General features: G+C 44.6%; 18 protein-coding genes. 7 read left to right on the top strand and 11 right to left on the bottom strand.

The window, feature by feature from the left end; genetic code table 11:
• Positions 1-663 precede the first annotated feature (663 nt).
• Positions 664-1,536 carry a Tim44 domain-containing protein gene (locus tag R7P72_RS14745; RefSeq protein ID WP_005384268.1) on the bottom strand — a complete coding sequence of 291 codons (873 nt, stop codon included), beginning with the start codon at positions 1,534-1,536 and terminating at the stop codon, positions 664-666.
• Between the two features lie 392 nt (positions 1,537-1,928).
• Between R7P72_RS14745 and R7P72_RS14740 the strand changes: the two genes are divergently transcribed.
• The 3 genes from R7P72_RS14740 to R7P72_RS14730 all read left to right on the top strand — a co-directional run bounded on the left by R7P72_RS14740 (position 1,929) and on the right by R7P72_RS14730 (position 5,452).
• Complete coding sequence (locus tag R7P72_RS14740) at positions 1,929-2,519, top strand: TetR/AcrR family transcriptional regulator (protein WP_005382308.1); 591 nt, start codon at positions 1,929-1,931, stop codon at positions 2,517-2,519.
• A 13-nt stretch (positions 2,520-2,532) separates the two neighbouring features.
• Positions 2,533-4,407 carry an MFS transporter gene (locus tag R7P72_RS14735; protein WP_005382310.1) on the top strand — a complete coding sequence of 625 codons (1,875 nt, stop codon included), beginning with the start codon at positions 2,533-2,535 and terminating at the stop codon, positions 4,405-4,407.
• A gap of 115 nt (positions 4,408-4,522) precedes the next feature.
• Positions 4,523-5,452, top strand: a complete 930-nt coding sequence (locus tag R7P72_RS14730) for a YeiH family protein (protein ID WP_086013920.1) — start codon at positions 4,523-4,525, stop codon at positions 5,450-5,452.
• Here R7P72_RS14730 and R7P72_RS14725 read toward each other — a convergent pair.
• The 7 genes from R7P72_RS14725 to R7P72_RS14695 form a co-directional block, all read right to left on the bottom strand.
• Positions 5,449-5,637, bottom strand: coding sequence for a hypothetical protein (locus R7P72_RS14725; protein ID WP_005382314.1), 189 nt, complete (start codon positions 5,635-5,637; stop codon positions 5,449-5,451). The genes R7P72_RS14730 and R7P72_RS14725 overlap by 4 nt on opposite strands.
• A gap of 100 nt (positions 5,638-5,737) precedes the next feature.
• On the bottom strand, positions 5,738-7,165 hold the full coding sequence (gene menE / locus R7P72_RS14720; protein WP_054575197.1) for an o-succinylbenzoate--CoA ligase: 1,428 nt from the start codon (positions 7,163-7,165) through the stop codon (positions 5,738-5,740).
• Positions 7,150-8,139 (bottom strand): o-succinylbenzoate synthase, encoded by a 990-nt coding sequence (gene menC, locus R7P72_RS14715; protein WP_005382317.1) that lies wholly within the window; start codon positions 8,137-8,139, stop codon positions 7,150-7,152. The genes menE and menC overlap by 16 nt, the downstream gene beginning before the upstream one ends.
• A 125-nt stretch (positions 8,140-8,264) precedes the next feature.
• Positions 8,265-9,131: a 1,4-dihydroxy-2-naphthoyl-CoA synthase gene (menB, locus tag R7P72_RS14710; RefSeq protein ID WP_005382318.1), complete on the bottom strand. Its 867-nt coding sequence runs from the start codon at positions 9,129-9,131 to the stop codon at positions 8,265-8,267.
• On the bottom strand, positions 9,124-9,951 hold the full coding sequence (gene menH / locus R7P72_RS14705; protein ID WP_213907068.1) for a 2-succinyl-6-hydroxy-2,4-cyclohexadiene-1-carboxylate synthase: 828 nt from the start codon (positions 9,949-9,951) through the stop codon (positions 9,124-9,126). Before menH ends, menB begins: the two co-directional genes overlap by 8 nt.
• On the bottom strand, positions 9,938-11,656 hold the full coding sequence (menD, locus tag R7P72_RS14700; RefSeq protein ID WP_005382320.1) for a 2-succinyl-5-enolpyruvyl-6-hydroxy-3-cyclohexene-1-carboxylic-acid synthase: 1,719 nt from the start codon (positions 11,654-11,656) through the stop codon (positions 9,938-9,940). The genes menH and menD overlap by 14 nt, the downstream gene beginning before the upstream one ends.
• Positions 11,653-12,960: an isochorismate synthase MenF gene (locus tag R7P72_RS14695; RefSeq protein WP_005382321.1), complete on the bottom strand. Its 1,308-nt coding sequence runs from the start codon at positions 12,958-12,960 to the stop codon at positions 11,653-11,655. Before R7P72_RS14695 ends, menD begins: the two co-directional genes overlap by 4 nt.
• A 217-nt stretch (positions 12,961-13,177) precedes the next feature.
• On the opposite strand from R7P72_RS14695, the gene R7P72_RS14690 reads away from it, so the two are divergent.
• The 3 genes from R7P72_RS14690 to R7P72_RS14680 all read left to right on the top strand — a co-directional run bounded on the left by R7P72_RS14690 (position 13,178) and on the right by R7P72_RS14680 (position 16,405).
• Positions 13,178-14,392, top strand: a complete 1,215-nt coding sequence (locus R7P72_RS14690) for a pyridoxal phosphate-dependent aminotransferase (protein ID WP_005382322.1) — start codon at positions 13,178-13,180, stop codon at positions 14,390-14,392.
• 90 nt (positions 14,393-14,482) lie between these two features.
• Positions 14,483-15,067, top strand: coding sequence for a 5'-deoxynucleotidase (gene yfbR / locus R7P72_RS14685; RefSeq protein ID WP_017634778.1), 585 nt, complete (start codon positions 14,483-14,485; stop codon positions 15,065-15,067).
• A 15-nt stretch (positions 15,068-15,082) separates the two neighbouring features.
• Entirely contained in the window at positions 15,083-16,405 is a 1,323-nt protein-coding gene (locus R7P72_RS14680; protein ID WP_005382327.1) for an anti-phage deoxyguanosine triphosphatase, read from the top strand.
• 6 nt (positions 16,406-16,411) lie between these two features.
• Here R7P72_RS14680 and R7P72_RS14675 read toward each other — a convergent pair whose 3' ends face one another.
• Positions 16,412-17,026, bottom strand: a complete 615-nt coding sequence (locus tag R7P72_RS14675) for a tRNA-uridine aminocarboxypropyltransferase (protein ID WP_025766956.1) — start codon at positions 17,024-17,026, stop codon at positions 16,412-16,414.
• Between the two features lie 3 nt (positions 17,027-17,029).
• On the opposite strand from R7P72_RS14675, the gene rrtA reads away from it, so the two are divergent.
• Positions 17,030-17,581 carry a rhombosortase gene (gene rrtA, locus R7P72_RS14670; protein ID WP_005382331.1) on the top strand — a complete coding sequence of 184 codons (552 nt, stop codon included), beginning with the start codon at positions 17,030-17,032 and terminating at the stop codon, positions 17,579-17,581.
• A gap of 98 nt (positions 17,582-17,679) precedes the next feature.
• Here rrtA and R7P72_RS14665 read toward each other — a convergent pair whose 3' ends face one another.
• Positions 17,680-17,964 carry a ComEA family DNA-binding protein gene (locus R7P72_RS14665; protein ID WP_031777211.1) on the bottom strand — a complete coding sequence of 95 codons (285 nt, stop codon included), beginning with the start codon at positions 17,962-17,964 and terminating at the stop codon, positions 17,680-17,682.
• A 255-nt stretch (positions 17,965-18,219) separates the two neighbouring features.
• The gene (ppiD, locus tag R7P72_RS14660; RefSeq protein WP_005382334.1) at positions 18,220-20,079 is read right to left on the bottom strand and encodes a peptidylprolyl isomerase; all 1,860 of its coding nucleotides are present in this window, start codon (positions 20,077-20,079) and stop codon (positions 18,220-18,222) included.
• Positions 20,080-20,128: the final 49 nt, after the last annotated feature.

Raw genomic sequence — 20,128 nt, 5'->3', positions numbered from 1 at the left:
GAGTGGCCAAAGGGAGCAGACTGTAAATCTGCCGGCACTGCCTTCGATGGTTCGAATCCGTCCCCCTCCACCATATTGAAGAAGCCAGCTCATTGAGCTGGCTTTTTTCGTTTCAGGATCTTGATAGCATAGTCCTACTACAACGAACCCTTTCACTCCTAACCGAAACTCTTCTCGATTGAATACCTATCACGGTAAATAAGTGATCAGAAATAGCGTAGGGAAAATGCTTGAGAACAAGGCGCAATTTTTCGATAAGTAGTTATTCTACAATCAAAAATTGCAACGCAGTTATCGAGTATTTTAACAAGCTAGAATGACCAGTTATTTACTACGATTGGTATAACCTATACTCAATCTCACTAAAGCAACCAACCCCATGTGAAACTCCACAAACAAAAGGCTGAGGAGCAGATCTTTACCCTACAAACAATGTACTAGCTATTTTGATTTTGTTAGTTCGTATGGCCTTAATATGAATGTTCAATATAAATAGGAAAACACTTGAGGACTTACTAGAAAAAGTGGGCTCGCAAAATTACCAAACGGACTCAATTAGTGATGTTTGCATAAAAACACGTACAAGAAATATAAATGATAGATACAAAAAATCCCGCAGGGGATGCGGGATTTTTACTAGTGACTAAATTGGTTTAAAGGTGACTAGCCTTGAATACCAACGATTAACCATGGCGCATTAGGCGCAGTCAAGTCACGCTCTAGGTGCCAGATATCTTCGATTTCTTCTTCAACACCTTCTACTGTGTCACGGTAACGACCGCTAAACTGCAGACTAAGCTGTGCTTTATTTGCATCGTAATCAGCACGGACGATCTCCGCATCAACGTACATTACGTCAGTATGCTGCTCACCGTCGAGCTTCGCGCGCTCTGCTTTTAGGTCTTCAAACAAGCTTGGAGAAACATATTCTTCAATAGTTTCTAGCTGGTTGTGATTCCACGCACCTTGCAGGATTCGATAGTGTTCACGAGAACCATTAATGAACGCTGCTTGGTCAAAACCCGGTGGGTAGTTATGTGGTACGTCTGTTTGAGCGCCAAAACCACCAAAGCCACCATTATTTGTGTTTGGTTGTTGCTCAAAGTTTTGCATGTTTGGTTGCTCAAACTTAGATGCGTTGCCACCAAATGCAGGCTGTTGACGATGCTGGTTCATACTGCCCTGCTTCGCACCTAGCATACCGCGCATTAGTTTAAAGATGACAAAGGCAATCAAACCAATAATTAGGATATCCATAAACTGGATACCTTCAAAAGCACCGCCAAAGAATGCAGCAAGTAGACCACCAGCAAGAAGTCCGCCTAGCAGCCCCCCCATAAGGCCTTTCTTACTTGAAGACTTTGTCGTCTGATCTTTGCCGACCGTATTGGTGTTTTGTTGCTGTTGTTTCGGTGCTGGTGCAGTTTTGTAGCTCTTACCGAAAGACTTACTGCCACCAAACTTCTTCGCTTCCGCGATAGGCGTTACAGCAACAGTAAACATCAATAAAGCAACAATAGAAAATAAACGTTTCATCGTTATCCTTAAAGTTAGCTATCTAAGATAGTGCCCCATTTTCAAGACGAAACAATCGTTGTTTCAAACAGTAGCACGCCAAAGATGATTTTTAAGTCATCATACTCTGTATACCGATTGATGAAAATAGCTTATAGAAGCTGACATGTATCAGAATATTGCCAAAAATGCAGACTGCTCACACTGCTTACAATTCAGCTGAAGGCGCTTGATCAATGTAAAAAAAGTATGGAATAAGTTCACTAATACTCCAGATTGTTTTACTTGAATTAGAATCAGTGACACAGCTCAGAATCCTACACCTTGAGGGCACTTGGACACATTGCCTTGTTGACGGTTAATAGGTAGCTGACTATCATATTGAACGATGTTCAATAAAGTAGTTTGAGAGTATGGCGCGCAGAAACGATCACACCCGAGAAGAGTTAGTGAATTTGACCTTAACAACGGTCAAAAACTTTTTAGATGAGAATTCTTACCACGAACTCAGTCTTCGTAAAATCGCTAACATGATTGGTTACGTGCCAAGCACATTGGTAAATGTTTTTGGTAATTATAATTTGTTGTTGCTTCATGTTGTCGCTCAAACTTTAGATGAGTTATCTCAAGAAGCACGCAAAGCGACTAATGACAGCAAAGACTCCCATCAAGCGCTTTTTGAACTCGCTTATTGCTACCACGATTTTGCTCAAAAACACCCATACCGTTGGCAGTTAGTGTTCGAACACAACATGAATGGAGCAGAACTTCCGGAATGGCATGCCAAACGTATCGATGGTATGACGGGAATGCTAGAGTCACTATTGGCTCAAATCGCACCACATCGTACTGAATCCGAAGTGATTCAAGCGAGTCGAGTCCTTTGGTCTGGCGTACATGGCATTACTTTACTCAGTGTTGATGATAAGTTTTTCTCTAGTGAACCGATTGATGGCAAAGAATTGATCAGTAATCTTCTTTCTAACTACCTCACGAACTGGTAACAAAGGATTATCCATGTCATCCGATAGACAGCCGTCCTTACTTACGCAGAGAAAGTTCCTGCCCTATTTCATTACTCAGTTTTTTGGCGCTTTCAACGACAATATTTTTAAAAACGTTTTGCTGTTGTTTGTCGCATTCGCTGGCTCCAGTGCACTACCTATTTCGAGCAATTTGTTCATCAACCTTGCGGCAGGCTTGTTCATTCTACCGTTCTTTCTGTTCTCTGCTTCCGCTGGCGTATTAGCCGACAAATATGAAAAGTCATGGTTTATTCGTAAGGTCAAACTATTTGAAATAGCCATCATGCTGTTAGGTGCCATCGGATTCATAACCGAAAGTTATGGTGTGCTTTTATTGCTACTGTTTTTAATGGGCACACAGTCAGCATTTTTTGGCCCAGTTAAATATGCCCTTTTGCCTCAAAAGTTAAATGCTAAAGAGTTAGTGCCCGGCAACGCTCTTGTTGAAGCTGGTACCTTTATCGCCATCCTTATTGGCACCTTAGGCGCTGGGATTATAGCCTCTGCAGACAACGCAAAATACCTCGCCGCATTTTGTGTCGTGATCTTCGCATTGTTAGGCTACTTGTCGAGCCGCTCAATCCCCTTTGCTGCAGCCAGCGCACCCAATCTCTCTTTTCGTTGGCAACCATACAAGCAAACCAAACACACGCTCTCTATCGCCAAATCCGATCGAGTTGTTTTTCAATGCATAATGGCAATAAGCTGGTTTTGGTTTTTAGGCGCCGCATATCTAACACAATTCCCGAATTTCACTAAGATTTACCTAAATGGCACCGAGAGTGCGGTGTCTTTCTTGCTCGCTCTATTTTCCATTGGTATCGCGCTAGGGTCGCTACTTTGCAATTGGATCTCAAACCATCGTATAGAAGTCGGTGTTGTGCCAATTGGTGCCTTTGGCATTACGGTATTTGGGTACCTAATGGCCACTTCCATTCCCAATGATCTACCTACTTTCCATAACTTTGTAGACTTCTTTAGATATGAGCCTTTTTGGCCATTATTTTTCTACCTATTGATGATTGGTGCTTCGGGCGGTTTGTTTATCGTGCCTCTTTACGCATTAATGCAGCATCGAGCAAAGGAAACCGAACGTGCTCAAGTCATCGCAGGGCTCAACATCTTTAACTCTCTGTTTATGGTCGGCAGCGCTGTCTTAGGTATTGTGTGCCTAAGTGTAATCAAGATGACAATTCCTCAACTGTTTGCATTGTTAGCCATTTTAAATTTCTTAGTCGCCGCTTACATCTTTTTGCAAATTCCTATTTTTGTTGTTCGCTTTGTCATGTGGATGCTTACGCACACCATCTATCGAGTTAAGCATAAGAATCTACACAACCTACCCGAGCATGGTGGGGCATTGATTGTATGTAATCATGTAAGCTACATGGATGCATTGCTACTTAGTGCAGTATGCCCAAGGTTGATTCGTTTTGTGATGGAGGAAGATTACGCCAACCTACCTCCATTAAGGCGCTTTTTACGTCGAACTGGGGTAATTCCAATTTCAGCGAGTAACAGAAGCTCTATCAGACGTGCATTTAACGATGTGGAAGCCGCGCTAAGCGAAGGTCATATCGTCTGTATTTTCCCTGAAGGAAGATTAACTTCAGATGGTGAAATGAATGAATTCATGCGCGGTATTGATATCATTCTACGTCGTAGCCCAGTACCCGTCATACCTGTTGCACTTAAAGGCTTATGGGGAAGCTATTTCAGCCGCGCAAAAGGTCGCGCATGCTGTGGCTTACCGACTCGATTTTGGTCAAAGCTAGAAATTGAGGCAGGACAACCGGTGCCACCAAATGAGGCAACGGCAAAAACAATGTTCGATAAAGTGCATCAACTCAGAGGCGACTGGCGATAAAATACACTTGAACACATGTTTAGGATAACTGAACATGTGTTCAAATCATTAAGACAAACTGACCACACCCAGTGCGATATACTCTCCCTTTCATTCACAACAGCGAATAAAAACCTTGAATAGAAACTACCTCCTGTTTGGATTGGCGTTACTTTTTTGTTTAACCCCCCTTGCCTCCTCTCCCATTGCTCTAGTTATCGGTTTTCTACTCGCAAGTTTTGGTTTTGTGCCTTCCGAGCTGCCCATCGCTTCTTTTACTAAAAAGCTGCTGTCTTACTCGATTATTGGCTTAGGCTTTGGCATCAACTTTGAGCAAGCACTTGCAGTCACATCGGATGGTATCGGCCTGATCATCGCCACTATTACAGGCACACTGATCATGGGCACTCTCATTGCCAGGGTACTTAAATTGGAGCGAGTAACCGCTTACTTAATCTCATCAGGTACTGCAATTTGTGGTGGTAGCGCAATTGCTGCTGTGGCACCGGCCATTAAAGCGAAAGACGAGCAGATTGGATTAGCACTGGCAACGGTATTTGTCCTGAACTCCATTGCACTCTTTGTGTTTCCTGTGATTGGACATGCTTTAGGGCTAGATCAACACACGTTTGGCACATGGGCTGCGATTGCCATTCATGACACATCTTCTGTTGTCGGGGCTGCCTCGGCCTTTGGGGAAGAAGCACTAACGACGGCAACAACATTGAAACTCGCGCGCGCTTTATGGATCATTCCTGTTGCTTTGATCAGTGCCGTCATCTTTTCAAGAGGCCAAAAAGAGAATGGAAAGAAAAAACTAGCTATCCCTTATTTCATTTTTTGGTACTGTGCAGCTATCGCGTTTAGCGACTTATTTCCTCAATTTGAAATGGTCTATCACGGCATTTTCATTGGAGCAAAGCAAGCGTTGGTTGTATGTCTGTTCTTGATAGGTTGTAGCATTTCAATTTCAAAACTAAAGTCTGCTGGAGCTAAGCCACTGTTGTTTGGTGTGACTCTGTGGGTGTTAATTTCGACCACTTCTCTAAGTTGGTTACTGTTTTAGATATTGGTGGTCTGCTTATCGCGTTGAGGGGACGGCATTTCCCGTTTGCTATTTTTGTATATAACGACCAACGCAATAGCGATCAAAAATGCCGTTAGCTCTGCAAGAGAGCGGGCTAGCCCTTCACTACTTATCGCGATACCAATTTGTAGTGCTACTGCCGCAATTAAAACTAGCTTTGCCATCCTGAACCTTATGCATTTTCTCTCCACGAAGAAGCATAATTATGATTCAGAGTTATAAAGATACGAAATTCTCTTTATGACTAATACATAGCAAAATTGACTAATGCTGAAGTGATGACAGTAGCCACTCTTTCACGGCCTTACGTGAAATTTTGATCCCACCTTCTAGTAGAGTTAGTGGCATTACATGGTATTCCACTGGCCATTTAAACTTCTCTAACTTTGATTGCAAGTGCTGGTCATACTCCGACTTGCTGCGCAATCCATTGGTCTGAATCACAGCTACTGGTCTATGACCAAACTCCGCGTTTTCGACTGGAACCACTATACTCTGCACTACACCATCAATTTGGTTCAAAGCGGCTTCAATCTCTTCACAATGGATATTCTCACCACCAGAGATAAACTGATTGTCGGCACGGCCGATTATCTTTAATTCATCACCTTGCCACTCGCCAAGATCTTTGCTGTCAAACCAGCCTTTCTCATCCAGAAATGGGGTAACATGTCCTTGATGGAAATACCCTGCCGCTAATGTCTTACCGCCAATAAAAATGCGTTGGTCAACTAATTTTATCTTACGGTGCTTCAATACATGCCCAGCATTACTGGTGCAGTCAATTCTCTTTGCGGTAACGGTAGAGGCCGCCTCCGTCATCCCATAACCTAACCATGTCTCAATGCCTTGCCCTGTTGCTCGTAGTGCCAACTCGTGATCAACGTGGCTGCCGCCCAGTAGCACATGTGTCAATGACAAATGTGCATCATCATCCAATAACCGTTTTAGCTGAGTCGCAACCAAAGAAGCGTGTGATACGCCCTGAACATCATCAACAAGTTTCCCTGAACCGACCTTTAGTGTTGCTCCGACATATAGCCAACGATAGACAATCGCTAATCCAGAGACGTGATACAGCGGAAGCGATAATAGCCAAGCATCTTGCTGAGTGAAAATGAACTCCTGCAACAAGCCCTCTGCAGACGCAAGATGCTGTCGATGTGTATGGACCACAGCTTTAGGCTCCCCTGTAGAGCCAGAAGTAAATACTACTGAAGCTAGCCGGTCATGATGATAGCTATCTTCAGTCAACGAATCACTCTCTTGCTGTGATACTACAGGCGGTGAAAGCAATGTTGCCTTGAGTTTTTGTATATCATGTTCAGAAAAGGTCGAAGCGCACTCCTGAGAAAACCAGATAAACCGAGTTTGATCAGGCCTGTAAAGTGCAGCAAGCTTACCCTGCAACTTATCTAGTGGTTGTTCCATGGTCAGCGCAGCAAGCGCGCCTAACTGTTTGGAGGCAAGATAAAACAACAGTGTTTCTACTTGGTTCTTGCCAACCAAAGTCAGCACATCCCCCCGAGTTACACCCAAGTCATTCAAATAGTGAGTGTATTGGTCAATACGCTTCGAGAGTTGTTGCCAGTTTAATACTTCTGTTGATGTCTTGAGTGCAATAGAAAAAGGGCTCGTTTGAGCCCAATATTTCCATGGTGCCTTCGCAATATTGTCTACGCAGAATGCCACACAATCTCCTGGTCTTTTAGAGGAAGAACGGGAAGTTCACACTTAGGCCAGCCCTGCTCTAGCTGAGCTTTGAATAAGCCAATCGTATCCAAACCTGGAACTTCATCAGGCAGCTGCCATTGGGCAAAGCGCGCTAATTGAGTTAAACCGAGACTGGATTCAATGCTCGAGCTAATCACTGCTTTCATCCCCAGTGACTTCGCTTTCTCTATCAGTGTAATACAAAAATCCACTGAACCAATGAGTGTGGGTTTGATGATGATCGTTTTCACACCAGTTAGATCTTCAAGACGGAAATCTTCACGACGAACCGCATCTTGCAATGTTTCATCCCAAGCGATAGCAATACCAGTATTAATCGCAAAAGAGAGACTATCGCCAGGAGAGCGGCACGGCTCTTCTAGAAACGTGATTCGTTGACGCAGAGACGGGGCAATGTACTTAGCGAACTGCTGCGCTTTTTCTGGTGTCCAAGCGCGATTGGCATCGAGTCGAAGCGTTAATTGAGGGATTGATTCAAGAAAAAGGTTCACAAGCATGCCATCGCGAATTGGCTCATAAAGTCCAACTTTCACCTTAGCGACTTTCTCACCTTCCATTTCGTTCAGCTTTGGAATGAGCTCATCTGGGTCGCCAGTGCATAGTGGCGCTGTTTGGTATTTACCTTGTTGTGGTAAACCACCAGCTAATTCAAGTTGTGCCATCGATAAACCAAACGCAACCGACGGGTACATATTGGCATAATCCACATCCAACTCTGCTACCCAACGCTCCGCCTGTTCTTGTAGCTGAACACCCGCATCTTCGGTGCTCTCTAAGCTAAAACCAGGAAGAGGAGCGACTTCTCCAAACCCTGTTTTACCATCTTCGGAAAGCGCAACAACATAACCAACACGTTCGGTTAGCTTGTTGTCACGTAGGATGACACCACTATCCATGAGCAAGCTATAACGATAAATTTTCGCTTCACGCATAATTCAAGTCCTATGTAATGCCGTATATTTGAGCGTTCTGACGAGCAATCCCACCAGCCTCCCAGAGGGCGAGGCGCTCAGGAAAAAAGGAACAGAGGAGCTAACACGCTCCTCATTTAGACGGATTATGGGTTGCGAGGGAATTTATCGAAGTCTGGACGACGTTTCTCGTTGAATGCGTTACGACCTTCTTGGCCTTCATCTGTCATGTAGAACATCATAGTCGCGTTACCCGCCAGTTCTTGCAGACCCGCTTGGCCATCACAGTCCGCGTTCAACGCAGCTTTCAAGCAACGCAATGCCATTGGGCTGTGTTGCAGAACTTCACGACACCAACGAACGGTTTCTTTCTCTAGATCCGCTAGTGGTACAACTGTGTTTACTAGGCCCATGTCTACCGCTTCTTGAGCATTGTAGAAACGACATAGGAACCAAATTTCGCGAGCTTTCTTTTGGCCTACGATGCGAGCCATGTAAGATGCACCCCAACCGCCATCAAATGAACCCACTTTAGGGCCTGTTTGACCAAATTGAGCGTTGTCAGCTGCAATCGTGAGGTCACACATCATGTGCAGAACATGACCACCGCCCACAGCCCAACCAGCTACCGATGCGATCACTGGTTTTGGACAAGTACGAATATCACGTTGGAAGTCCAATACGTTTAGGTGGTGCGTACCTTGGTCATCTTTGTAGCCGCCGTAGTCGCCACGGATCTTCTGGTCACCGCCAGAACAGAATGCGTCTTCACCTAGACCTGTCAGAATGATCACGCCAACACCAGAGTCGTAACGCGCATCTGCCAACGCATCAATCATCTCTTTTACCGTTTGAGGACGAAACGCATTACGCACTTGAGGACGCGCAATGGTGATTTTCGCGATACCATCTTCAGACTTATGGTAATGAATGTCCTCGTATTTCTCGCCGCAATCTTTCCATTGAACCGGAGCGTAAAGTTCTTCTTCAGAAATGCCTACTGTTTTAGCCATGGTGATTCCCATTGTTCTCGTTACTCTCACCAAAGTGAGACTGAATTATTTGCTTGGTATGTATCGCAAACTGTTTGGGCTGCTCTTGATGGACGTTATGACCAGCGCCTTCAACTTGTCGATACGCCAACCCGCTACGTTGTGCCAGTTGGCTAAATTTTTGGTCTTTCTCACCACACAAGTAATACACTGGTATGTTCTGCTTTTGCAGTGAGGGCAACAAATATGCCTGTTTGGCTAACGATGTCGTCATCAACATATTCGCCACCGCTGAGCCAAGATTATCACTTCGCTTCGCAATGAATGTTTGTCTTTGCTCATGGTTTAGTGAAGAAAACACCGCTTGTTGGTACCAATCGTTCAAAACACGTTCAAGTGGTTCAGTTTTGAAACGCATTGCCCAGCGATCATCATTCTCTAATCTCACCTGTTTCTCTGACTCAGTTTGAAGCCCGAAGTTTCCCCCTTCAATAATCGCGCCTGCAATATTGAGATCTGGAAAGCATTGATGGGCAATACCATGCATCGCAATGCGGCCGCCCATAGAGTAACCAATCAAAATAAGTGGTTGTTGTGAGGGAAATAATAAAGATAGTGTGGAACCAAGAAGTTTGCAGCAATCATTCAGATCGCTGCAAGAAATAGATTGGCTATGCCCATGACCAGGGAGGTCAACCGTAACACGTTCATATTCGGGTAATGCATTTAAACACGCGAGCCAATCGGCACCGCTACCGAGTAAGCCATGCAAAAACACCAAAGTGGGCAACGTTCTACTTTGGTGTTTTTCTAATACAGGGAAACGTTCAAAGTAAAGCATTCAGACTCTTATTAAATGCCTTGAGTGTCTCAGCAGCTTGGTTAGATGGGGTTTGAACCTCGACCAGCAACGTTCCTTGGCCGTGACATAAATGCTCTTTTACAGATGATTGGAATTGCTCCAGTGTAGAAACATGCAAATACGCCAAACCAAACTGCTTTGCCGCGTGTTCAAACTGATAACCATGAGGCATTTGATAATATGTCGTTCTGCGCTCTGGTGGTACTGGCAACATATCAAAAATCGCACCGCCGTCATTATTAGTAACAACAAGTATCGCCGGCAGTTTATTGTGAGAAAATAGCGCCAGAGAATTGAGATCATAAAGTGCTGCTGTGTCACCGATATACATTAGTAACGGATTACCTCTTGCCCGTTGCACGCCTGATGCCGCAGCAAACAAACCGTCAATCCCTGACGCGCCTCGATTAGTGAAAACCTCTACACCATCCAATTTTCCGTACATATCAACAAGCCGAACAAACAAGCTATTACCCAAGAAAACATCTACGTTCTTTGTGCGCTCGTTGATGTCTGCTGCCAACGCAATTTCGTCAATGGCAGACGCTGAATCAGATAGGAAGGCTTCTTCGATACGTTGATGAACTCGCTTAACGTCATTCGCTAACCTATCAGCCCACCCAGCAAATATTGACTTCTCAAAACTAATGCGAGAAACCCACGTTTTAGGAGGCTCAACCCAGTGCATTTGCGCCAGATGATTTTGGTTATTCCGGTCCATACAAGGTGAGACATACCAATACAGAACGTCTTTACTTTGTTGATTTTTCGATACTTGTTTATCAATCCATTGGTTCAAACGTTTGGAGATGATTCGGCTACCAAATTGGATAATAAGTTCACAAGATTCAAGCTCGTTTGCGAACTCGGGAAGTTGAAGCCATACATCGTAATACGCCCAATCCGAACTGAGACCACTTTGCGGGTCTGCAAGTACTGGCCATCCCATCTTTTGTGCAAATGCCTGCGCCGACTTCGCTTGTTCAAGCGGTAAGCTGCCAATCACAACCAAGCCTTTTTTGTCCGAAAAAGGCGGGATGTTTGCCTGTGACAAATGGCTAAAACGCTGAGTATAAGTGCCGCTTCCTTTTCGCCATCCGGCGACCGAATCTAAGTAGGTTTGATAATCCGATTTTGCGCCGTTGGAATACAAAGGCTCTGGAAATGCACAATTAATATGAACGGCACTACCCTGCAATTGCTGAGTAAACATCACTTCGTCAACAGAGGTCAGCAACCAGTTAAGCGACGTTGCTAAATTTGGGCTTGGTAAATTCAAACTGGCCGAAACATGATGTGAAAAAATACCCAATTGATTTATCGCTTGGTTTGCACCACAGCCGACAAGTTCTACTGGACGATCTGCTGTCAGCAGCACCAGTTTTTCACCAGTAAGTTTGGCTTCGGCAACCGACGGTAATAAGTTCGCCACTGCCGTACCAGAGGTAACGATAATTGCCACGGGTTCCTGAGTAGCTTTCGCTAAACCAAGAGCCATAAAGCCCAATCCACGCTCATCAAAATGAGTATGAATGGAAAAGTCGGACTGTTCTGCCGCTTCTAAAGTTAAAGGCGTAGAACGAGATCCGGGAGCGATACAAACATGCTTAACGCCAAATCGCTGAAGCTCAATCAATATGGTTTCTGACCAAACTCGATTGAGCACCGCTTGGTCATGACTCATGATGCGACTCCCAATGGCGGATGATCAGAAATCAGCGTAAGTAACGTCGACATTTTCTTATCAAGTTCTGCCCACTCATGTTCTGCAATGGAGCCTGGAACAATCCCTGCGCCCGCAAACAGTTGTACTTGCTCACCGAGCACAAGCGCACTTCTGATTGCGACACAAAACTCTGCTCGTTCATGGCTTATGTAACCCATTGACCCCGCGTACCAGCCGCGTGCAAACGGCTCATTATCCAATATAAATTGCATCGACTCTTGTCGGGGTAAGCCAGCAACCGCCGCTGTTGGCTGAAGCGCCGATAACAACTGAACACCATTTATCCCCGCTCTTAGACTAGCGTGAATATTTCGCTTAAGGTGCTGCACTTTTCGTAGTCTGACCAAACTCGGTTCAGCTTCCACTTCAACCACTTCAGAATGTGGTGATAGACGGTCAATGATGTCGTCCACCACATACTGGTTTTCGTTGAGGTTCTTTTGGTCTTGGGATAACCAATTCGCCAACTCCATATCTTGAGTGGCATTGTCTCCCCGACCAATCGTACCTGCTAACGCTTCGGTATGTAGCTCATGCCCTACGCGAGAATACAAACGTTCTGGCGTAGACCCCATAAAACTGTGCTTACTGTCTAAGCTCAGCATGAAATGGAAGCTATGATGGTTATTTAAGTAACTTGCTTTAAGTAGCTGTGCAGCACTTAATGTGTTATCAAGCTGCACGGTAGAGCGACGCGCTAAAACCACTTTCTTAAAATCATCATTCTCTATACCAGTCAGAACCTTATGAACTAACTCATTCCATTGAGGCTGACTTGGCGTGTGAACAATAGAGCGGATGTGAGACGAAATTGGAGCTAAGGTCGCGACCTCACAAACCAGTTTATTCAACCCAGCTAGAGTTCGCGCTTTGTCTTCTGAAATATTAACTGCGAGAGACCACTGTTGGTCAAAACGAATTAACTCAATTTGAGGCAAAAAGAAAAAAGAGGGCATACAGCGACGATTCTTCTCATGCTGTCCATCAAAAGAGCGCCCGCCCCAGACTCTTTGCCCTTCACCTAGAATGGTATAAGCAGGACCTGGCTCAACAAAAGCGTGCAATTGCCCTAGTGCAACGACCTCTTCACGTGTATCGCGGGACTGCCAATAAAACTTAGGGAAAAGTGGTTGCGCATCAAGCCAATCAATAAATGAGAAATTAGGTTTCTCGCTAAGGGGCTCGACCAGACGTGTTTGATTGCCTTCCGATTGCTGAACTCGCTCGATAATTCTCTTTACGGCTTGATGGAACTGTGACAAATCAACCTCGTTGTATGTGAGGATAAATGGTAACTGACGGCTACTCTAAGTTTAGACCCAAAGCAAATCAAGGTCGTATGCGATCTTTTGCAAAATCCTGTGATAGCAAGCGAGCAAAACTTAACCAGCAGACAGATTATTTACAGATATATATTCTAATAAAAAACAAATTATTGTATTTTAATAAAGAAATTAACGAATTTTTAGGAATTAAACAATGCAAAATATCGGGATGTCGTCAAAACTCGACAATGTCTGCTACGACATTAGGGGTCCTGTACTCAAACATGCTAAGCGCATGGAGGAAGAAGGGCATAAAATCCTAAAGCTAAACATTGGTAACCCTGCCCCATTTGGTTTTGACGCCCCTGATGAGATTTTAGTCGACGTGATTCGTAATCTGCCGACTTCTCAAGGCTATTGTGATTCCAAAGGCATTTACTCTGCTCGTAAAGCTGTGGTCCAACACTATCAGCGTAAAGGTATACGCTCGCTAGATGTCGAAGATGTGTATGTAGGTAACGGCGTGTCTGAGTTGATCGTAATGGCCATGCAAGCGCTATTAAACAATGGCGACGAAATGCTGATCCCAGCACCAGACTATCCGTTATGGACAGCTTCAGTTGCACTATCTGGTGGTAAGCCGGTTCATTATCTATGTGATGAAGAAACTGACTGGTACCCAGACCTTGAAGACATCAAAAAGAAAATCACACCAAAGACACGTGGCATTGTTCTGATCAACCCGAACAACCCGACAGGTGCGGTATACAGCCGTGACTTCCTACTTGAAGTGATTGAGATAGCACGCCAGCACAAACTGATCATTTTCGCAGATGAGATCTACGACAAAGTGTTGTACGACGGTGCAACACATACCTCAGTCGCCACACTCACTGAAGACGTGCTAGTCATGACATTCAATGGCCTTTCAAAAGCCTACCGTGTTTGTGGTTTCCGTGGTGGCTGGATGTTCCTAACGGGGCCTAAACATCTGGCTCAAGGGTACGTGAATGGCTTGGAGCTGCTTTCATCGATGCGTTTATGTGCAAACGTACCAATGCAACATGCCATTCAAACCGCGTTAGGTGGATACCAGAGTATCAATGAACTGATTTTACCAGGCGGACGCTTATTAGAGCAGCGCAACCGAGCGTATGAACTGATCAATCAGATTCCTGGTGTTTCTTGTGTCAAACCTAAGGGTGCGATGTACCTCTTCCCGAAAATCGACACTAAAATGTACAACATCAAGAACGATCAGCAGATGGTTTTAGATTTCTTAAAACAAGAGAAGGTCTTACTGGTGCAAGGTTCCGGTTTTAACTGGCCAAAACCAGACCACTTCCGCATCGTGACACTACCGCACGTTGAAGATCTAGAAATCGCTATTGGACGTTTTGAAAGATTCCTATCAACCTACAGCCAGTAATGAATCACTGGTAGTAATTAGTGCTGATCTCTCATATGCTTAGAGGAACTCCTAGTGAGTTCCTTTTTTACACCAGAAACGGAGAAAGCCATGAAAGAAAGCCATTTTTTCGCCCACCTGGCTCGAATGAAGCTGATCCAACGCTGGCCTTTAATGCGGTCCGTCTCACCAGAAAACGTTTCAGAGCATAGCTTACAAGTTGCTTTTGTCGCTCATGCCCTTGCCCTAATTAAAAACAAAAAGTTCGGCGGCAACCTTAATCCAGAACGCATCGCTATTCTTGCCATGTACCATGATTCCAGTGAAGTATTAACGGGTGATCTTCCAACTCCAGTGAAGTATTACAACCCTGAAATTGCCAAAGAATATAAGAAGATAGAATCGGCAGCGGAACAAAAATTACTCTCAATGTTACCGGAAGAGTTCCACGATGATTTTGCCCCCTATCTTCTTTCTCACTCTGCACACGAAGAGGACGCAAAAATCGTTAAGCAAGCCGATTCCATCTGTGCCTATTTAAAATGTCTTGAAGAACTGAGCGCCGGCAACCATGAGTTCGCTCTGGCAAAAAAACGCTTAGACGTCACTTTGCAAGAACGCAGAACGCCTGAAATGGATTACTTTCTCAATACCTTTGCCCCAAGTTTCGAATTATCGTTAGATGAAATCAGTTAGCTTACGGAGATAATCGTGTCGTTTGAATTACACCCGCAATGGCAAGAGCGCCATGATGATGAGCATAAAATCCGTCGAGACGACCATCGGAGCCCGTACCAACGAGACCGAGCGCGTATTCTTCACTCGGCTGCATTTCGACGCCTACAAGCAAAAACCCAAGTACACGGCAATAGCTTGGAAGACTTTCACCGCAGTCGGTTAACACACTCCTTAGAAGCGTCGCAACTAGGGACCGGTATCGTCGCCCAGTTAAAGAAAAAACAGCCAGAGTTCCGCGATCTATTACCATCAGACAGCTTAATTGATTCATTATGTTTGGCTCACGACATCGGGCATCCTCCATACGGTCATGGGGGAGAAGTCGCTCTAAACTACGTAATGCGCGAACATGGCGGCTTCGAGGGGAACGCCCAAACCTTTCGTATCGTCACTAAGTTAGAGCCTTATACTGAGCATTTCGGAATGAATTTATCACGCCGCACACTGCTTGGTTTGATTAAGTACCCTGCCCTCATTAGTCAAACACGCTCCGTCAAGTTGCCTCAACCAGCCGAGCATCAACGTAAACTAAAAGCAAAAGATTGGAGCCCAGCTAAAGGCATTTATGATTGTGATAAAGACTTATTTGATTGGGTAATTGCACCGCTTTCTGACAACGACAAGGCATTGCTTAGTCTGATGCGTTCAACGCCAGAATCGGAGTTTGAGCACAGTAAAACGCGTTTTAAATCAATCGACTGCTCAATCATGGAGCTAGCAGATGATATCGCCTACGGTGTTCATGATTTAGAAGATGCAATCGTACTTGGTATGGTGACACGTCAGCAATGGCAAGAAGGCGCAGCAAGTCAATTAGCGGACTGTGGCGACCCGTGGTTTGAAGCTCATATCGATTCCATCGGACAGATGCTATTTAGCGGTAAGCACCATGAGCGGAAAGATGCTATCGGTGGTATGGTTAACGCGCTACTGACCAGCATTTCAATCAAAACGGTGGATGAGCCGTTTAATAACCCGTTACTGTCTTGGAATGCGTGTTTAGAACCACAGATGGCACGTGCACTTGACGTACTCAAGCACTTTGTCAGCACCTTCGTTATCCAAGTCCCGCAGGTCCAGATCGTTGAGTATAAGGGTCAGCAAATTATTATGGATATTTTTGAAGCGTTAACAGCAGACCCAGAGCGATTACTACCCGTTCATACAAGAGATCTGTGGTGTCAGGCGAAGAGCGAGAGCAATAAAATGAGGGTCATCGCCGATTATATTTCTGCAATGACCGATGGTCACGCGCAAAAGCTACACCGCCAACTTTTCTCTTCCATCGTTCTTTAGTAACACTCAACCTTTCAAGTAATTCTTTTCAAAAACGCCCGGAGGCATCTGGGCGATTTGGAATTCGATCATCTTTTCAAACGCACGCATCAGCGGTGTAAAGTCTCGCTCGGGTTCAAGCAAGCGAAGCGAATGATAACCAGCCTCGACTGTCGATAAGCTATTCTCAGAGGGCGCCTTACGAATGGTGTAGTGCCCTTGTAGTTGCTTAGGCAACTGCACGGTTGGGAGTGGATGTAAGTTGCTTGAGAGTTGCCACATTTTGTACGCTTTTTTCCACGTACCATCGAGCAAAATCAAACGTATTTTCTTAGATACACTATGACTCGCTTGAGTGATTTCAGAAATGCATCGTGACTCTTCTGATGGGTAAAGAACAAAATGTTGATATGACTCATCCGCTAATAAGTGATTTAAGGCATCATCACAAGAAAAGTCCTCTCCTATCAAACAAATACAGTTATCTAAACTCAAATTGAGAATCCGTGCCGTACCAAGCGGACGATGTTCTTCACTCGTGTGCTGAAGAATGATAAGTTCTACCTCGCTTGCCAGCGGTACAATCCATTGGCAAATACACGCTTTTTGCGATTTTCCACAACGAGAACAATAACGAGACATAGAGTGAACCTTTATACCTTGCTGAGTATTATCAGCGTGATCTGTTTGATACTTCAATTTGAACCAATGGCAAGCCTAACCGAGTGGCACAGCTACAATATACGCCATGGTGAATGGTGGCGAATCGTAACAGGAAATCTCACACATACCAACTTTGCGCACTTAGGAATGAACCTCGCCGGATTGTGGATCATTACTTTTATTTTTCGCCCAAGCACTCGTAACTTCCTTATCGTTTTTTCAATCTTATGTGCATGTGTTGGTGCGCTGAATTTGTTTACCAACATGTCGGTATACGTGGGTTTATCCGGCGTATTACACGGATTGTTTGGATTTTGGGCGCTCAGAGAAGTCTTTGAAAGCAGAAGAAGCAGTGTGTTGTTAGTTGGAGGACTAATCGCCAAAGTAGCATGGGAGCAGGTCTATGGCCCATCCAGCAGTACTGCTGAGCTTATCGGTGCAAACGTTGCTATTGATGCTCATATGTTTGGCGCACTCGGTGGGTTAGTAATGGCTTTACTGGAAAAAGGCCTTCGCCGTCGTTTATTCGGATAAAAAATCCCGAACCACGAAAGAGGGGCTGGTTCGGGAAAGCAGTAATAGGGAAACAGATATTGTTCTGAATTCAGACTCAATATCTGCAATACATCAAGCTACAGTAAAATGCGGTCTTCGTTTTTCTTAACTGTCGCTTCACCTATGCCTTTTACGCTCTTCAAATCTGCTGCCGTTTTAAAAGGGCCATGTTCCTCGCGGTAGTCCACTATACTCTGCGCTTTCTTCTCACCTATACCTTTCAACATGGTCGCAATTTCTTCAGCAGTGGCCGTGTTGATATTTACAGTAATTTCAATTCCTTCATATTTGTCAGTGGCTGAATCCGCAGCCATGCTAAAAGGTGCAAAAACAAATAAGCACAATGTCAAAATCCATTTCATATTGAACATACAATCTCCAAAATAGTAGGCTAAAAACAGTCGTCGAGAGCGAGTCACTATCAAGTTTGCAATGGAAAGCAATATGGTTATGCATTTAACAAACTGAGATGACCCGGAATTCACAACGGCCGCTATCACTTAAACGCGCACTAATTTAAGTAATGCCTATTGATGATTGAAGTTCATAAAGACAAAAATAAAACGGACCGCTTATGCGGTCCGTTTTATTCAACATACAAATTACACTAATTGTGCTTAGTTGCTCACAACAAAGTACTCAATGTCAGTATTTGCACGCAGTACGGCTAGTACAGATGATAAATCTTGCTGAGAAGATGCACGCTGCATTTGCATCGCAACTTGATCTTCTAACTCACTATCTAGCTCTGCGTTTACAGCATCAAGCTCGATGATAATGATGTTACCTTCAAGATCTTTAGACTGACCGTATACTGGTTTACCATCGACTGGTTTTGCCATCGCGAATACCGTTGTTGCTAACGGAGAACGACGATCTACTGTCTCTTGTTCACCAAAGGCAAGATTGTTTTCAGCAAGCACGTTCGTCTTACCTTCTTTCAATGCCGCAACGACTTGTGTTCCAAGTTCCATCGCTTCTTGCTCACCTTTAACACGAGATAGCTCTGCAACAACCTGATCTTTCACTTCTTCTAGTGGAAGAACTGTCTCGTCACGCGCATCTTCAACACGAACAACGATAATATGCTCAGGCGCAACTTCGATAGCTTCAGAGTTTAGGCCATCTTCTTTAACTTCAGGGCTTAGGATAGCTTGCATTACCGCAGGGCTACGAAGCACTTCAGGTGCATCAACCTGAGAAATAAAGTCCGTTGTCTTCACTTCTTGGTTAACCGCTTGAGAAGCATCATACAATGAGTCTGGGTATTCAAACGCTACGCGCTCAAGCTCATTTTGCAACTCGTAGAATTGATCGATCGCTTGTTGGTCGACCATCTCTTGTTTGATTTCAGCAGCGACTTCTTCAAATGGCTTCGCCACAGAATCTTTTAGCTCTTCAAGCTTGATAATGTGATAGCCAAAGTCCGACTTTACTAGACCCGACGTATCGCCAGGATTCTTCAGTGCGAATGCCGCTTCTTCAAAAGCAGGGTCCATCACATCACGCTCAATCCAACCTAGGTCACCACCGTTTTCAGCGCTGCCAAAATCGTCAGATTTCTCTTGAGCAAGCGTCGCAAAATCTGCACCCGCGTTTAGCTCATCTAGGATAGCTTGCGCTTTTGCTTCATCGTCCCCTTCTACAAGAATGTGAGCGACACGTCGTTGCTCTTCTGAAGAGTATTTGTTTAAGTGCTCGTCGTAGTACTTTTTCACCTCAGCATCAGAAACATTAACTTGTTCCTTTAGCGCTTCAGCTGACAGCTCGATGTAAGAGACTTTAACCTGCTCTGGGCGTGTAAAGTTGTCTGGGTTTGCTTTGTAGTACTCTTGAATTTCTTCGTCGGTCAATTCAATATTTTTCGCAAACTCCGCTAAGTCGATCTGAATCGTGCGAATATCACGAGTTTGAGTGAACAGCTTGCCTTCTGCTTGTACTTCACCCGGCAGAATAAATTCACTGTTTTGTAGCGCATTCAGCAGTTGCTCACGAACCAATTCACGACGCATGTACTCAGCAAAAGAGTCTGGCGAAAAGCCTGCACGACGCAAAGAAGCTTGATAGATCTCTTGATCAAACTGACCATTAGATTGGAACTGAGGCATGTCTAGAATCATGCTACGCACTTGAGTGTCGCTGATTCGCAGACCCAAAGCTTCAGCTTGTTGGTCAAGCAACACGTCATTGATCATTCGATCTAAAACGGATTTGCGGAAAGATTCAACATATGCAGGGTCAGCCAGCATTTGAGAGAAGTAGTCACCCAACTGAGCTTGCATACGGTTACGCTCATTTTGGTATGCCATCTCGAACTCACCACGAGGAATCTCAGTGTTACCGACTTTCGCTGCAGAGTTGTTGCTACCACCAACGATGTAGCTACCTACACCTGCAAATACGAAAGACAGGATGATAAGTCCAAGGATAATTTTGACCGCGATGCTATTCACGCCTTCGCGTAGTCGATCCATCATAATTTAACTGCTCTCCACAATTGAAGCCTACTGCTTCTATCTAATAGAA

It is taken from the genome of Vibrio sp. Vb0888, from assembly GCF_033338835.1.
GTDB lineage: Bacteria > Pseudomonadota > Gammaproteobacteria > Enterobacterales > Vibrionaceae > Vibrio > Vibrio alginolyticus.
This window is presented reverse-complemented; position numbering and strand designations above follow the sequence as displayed.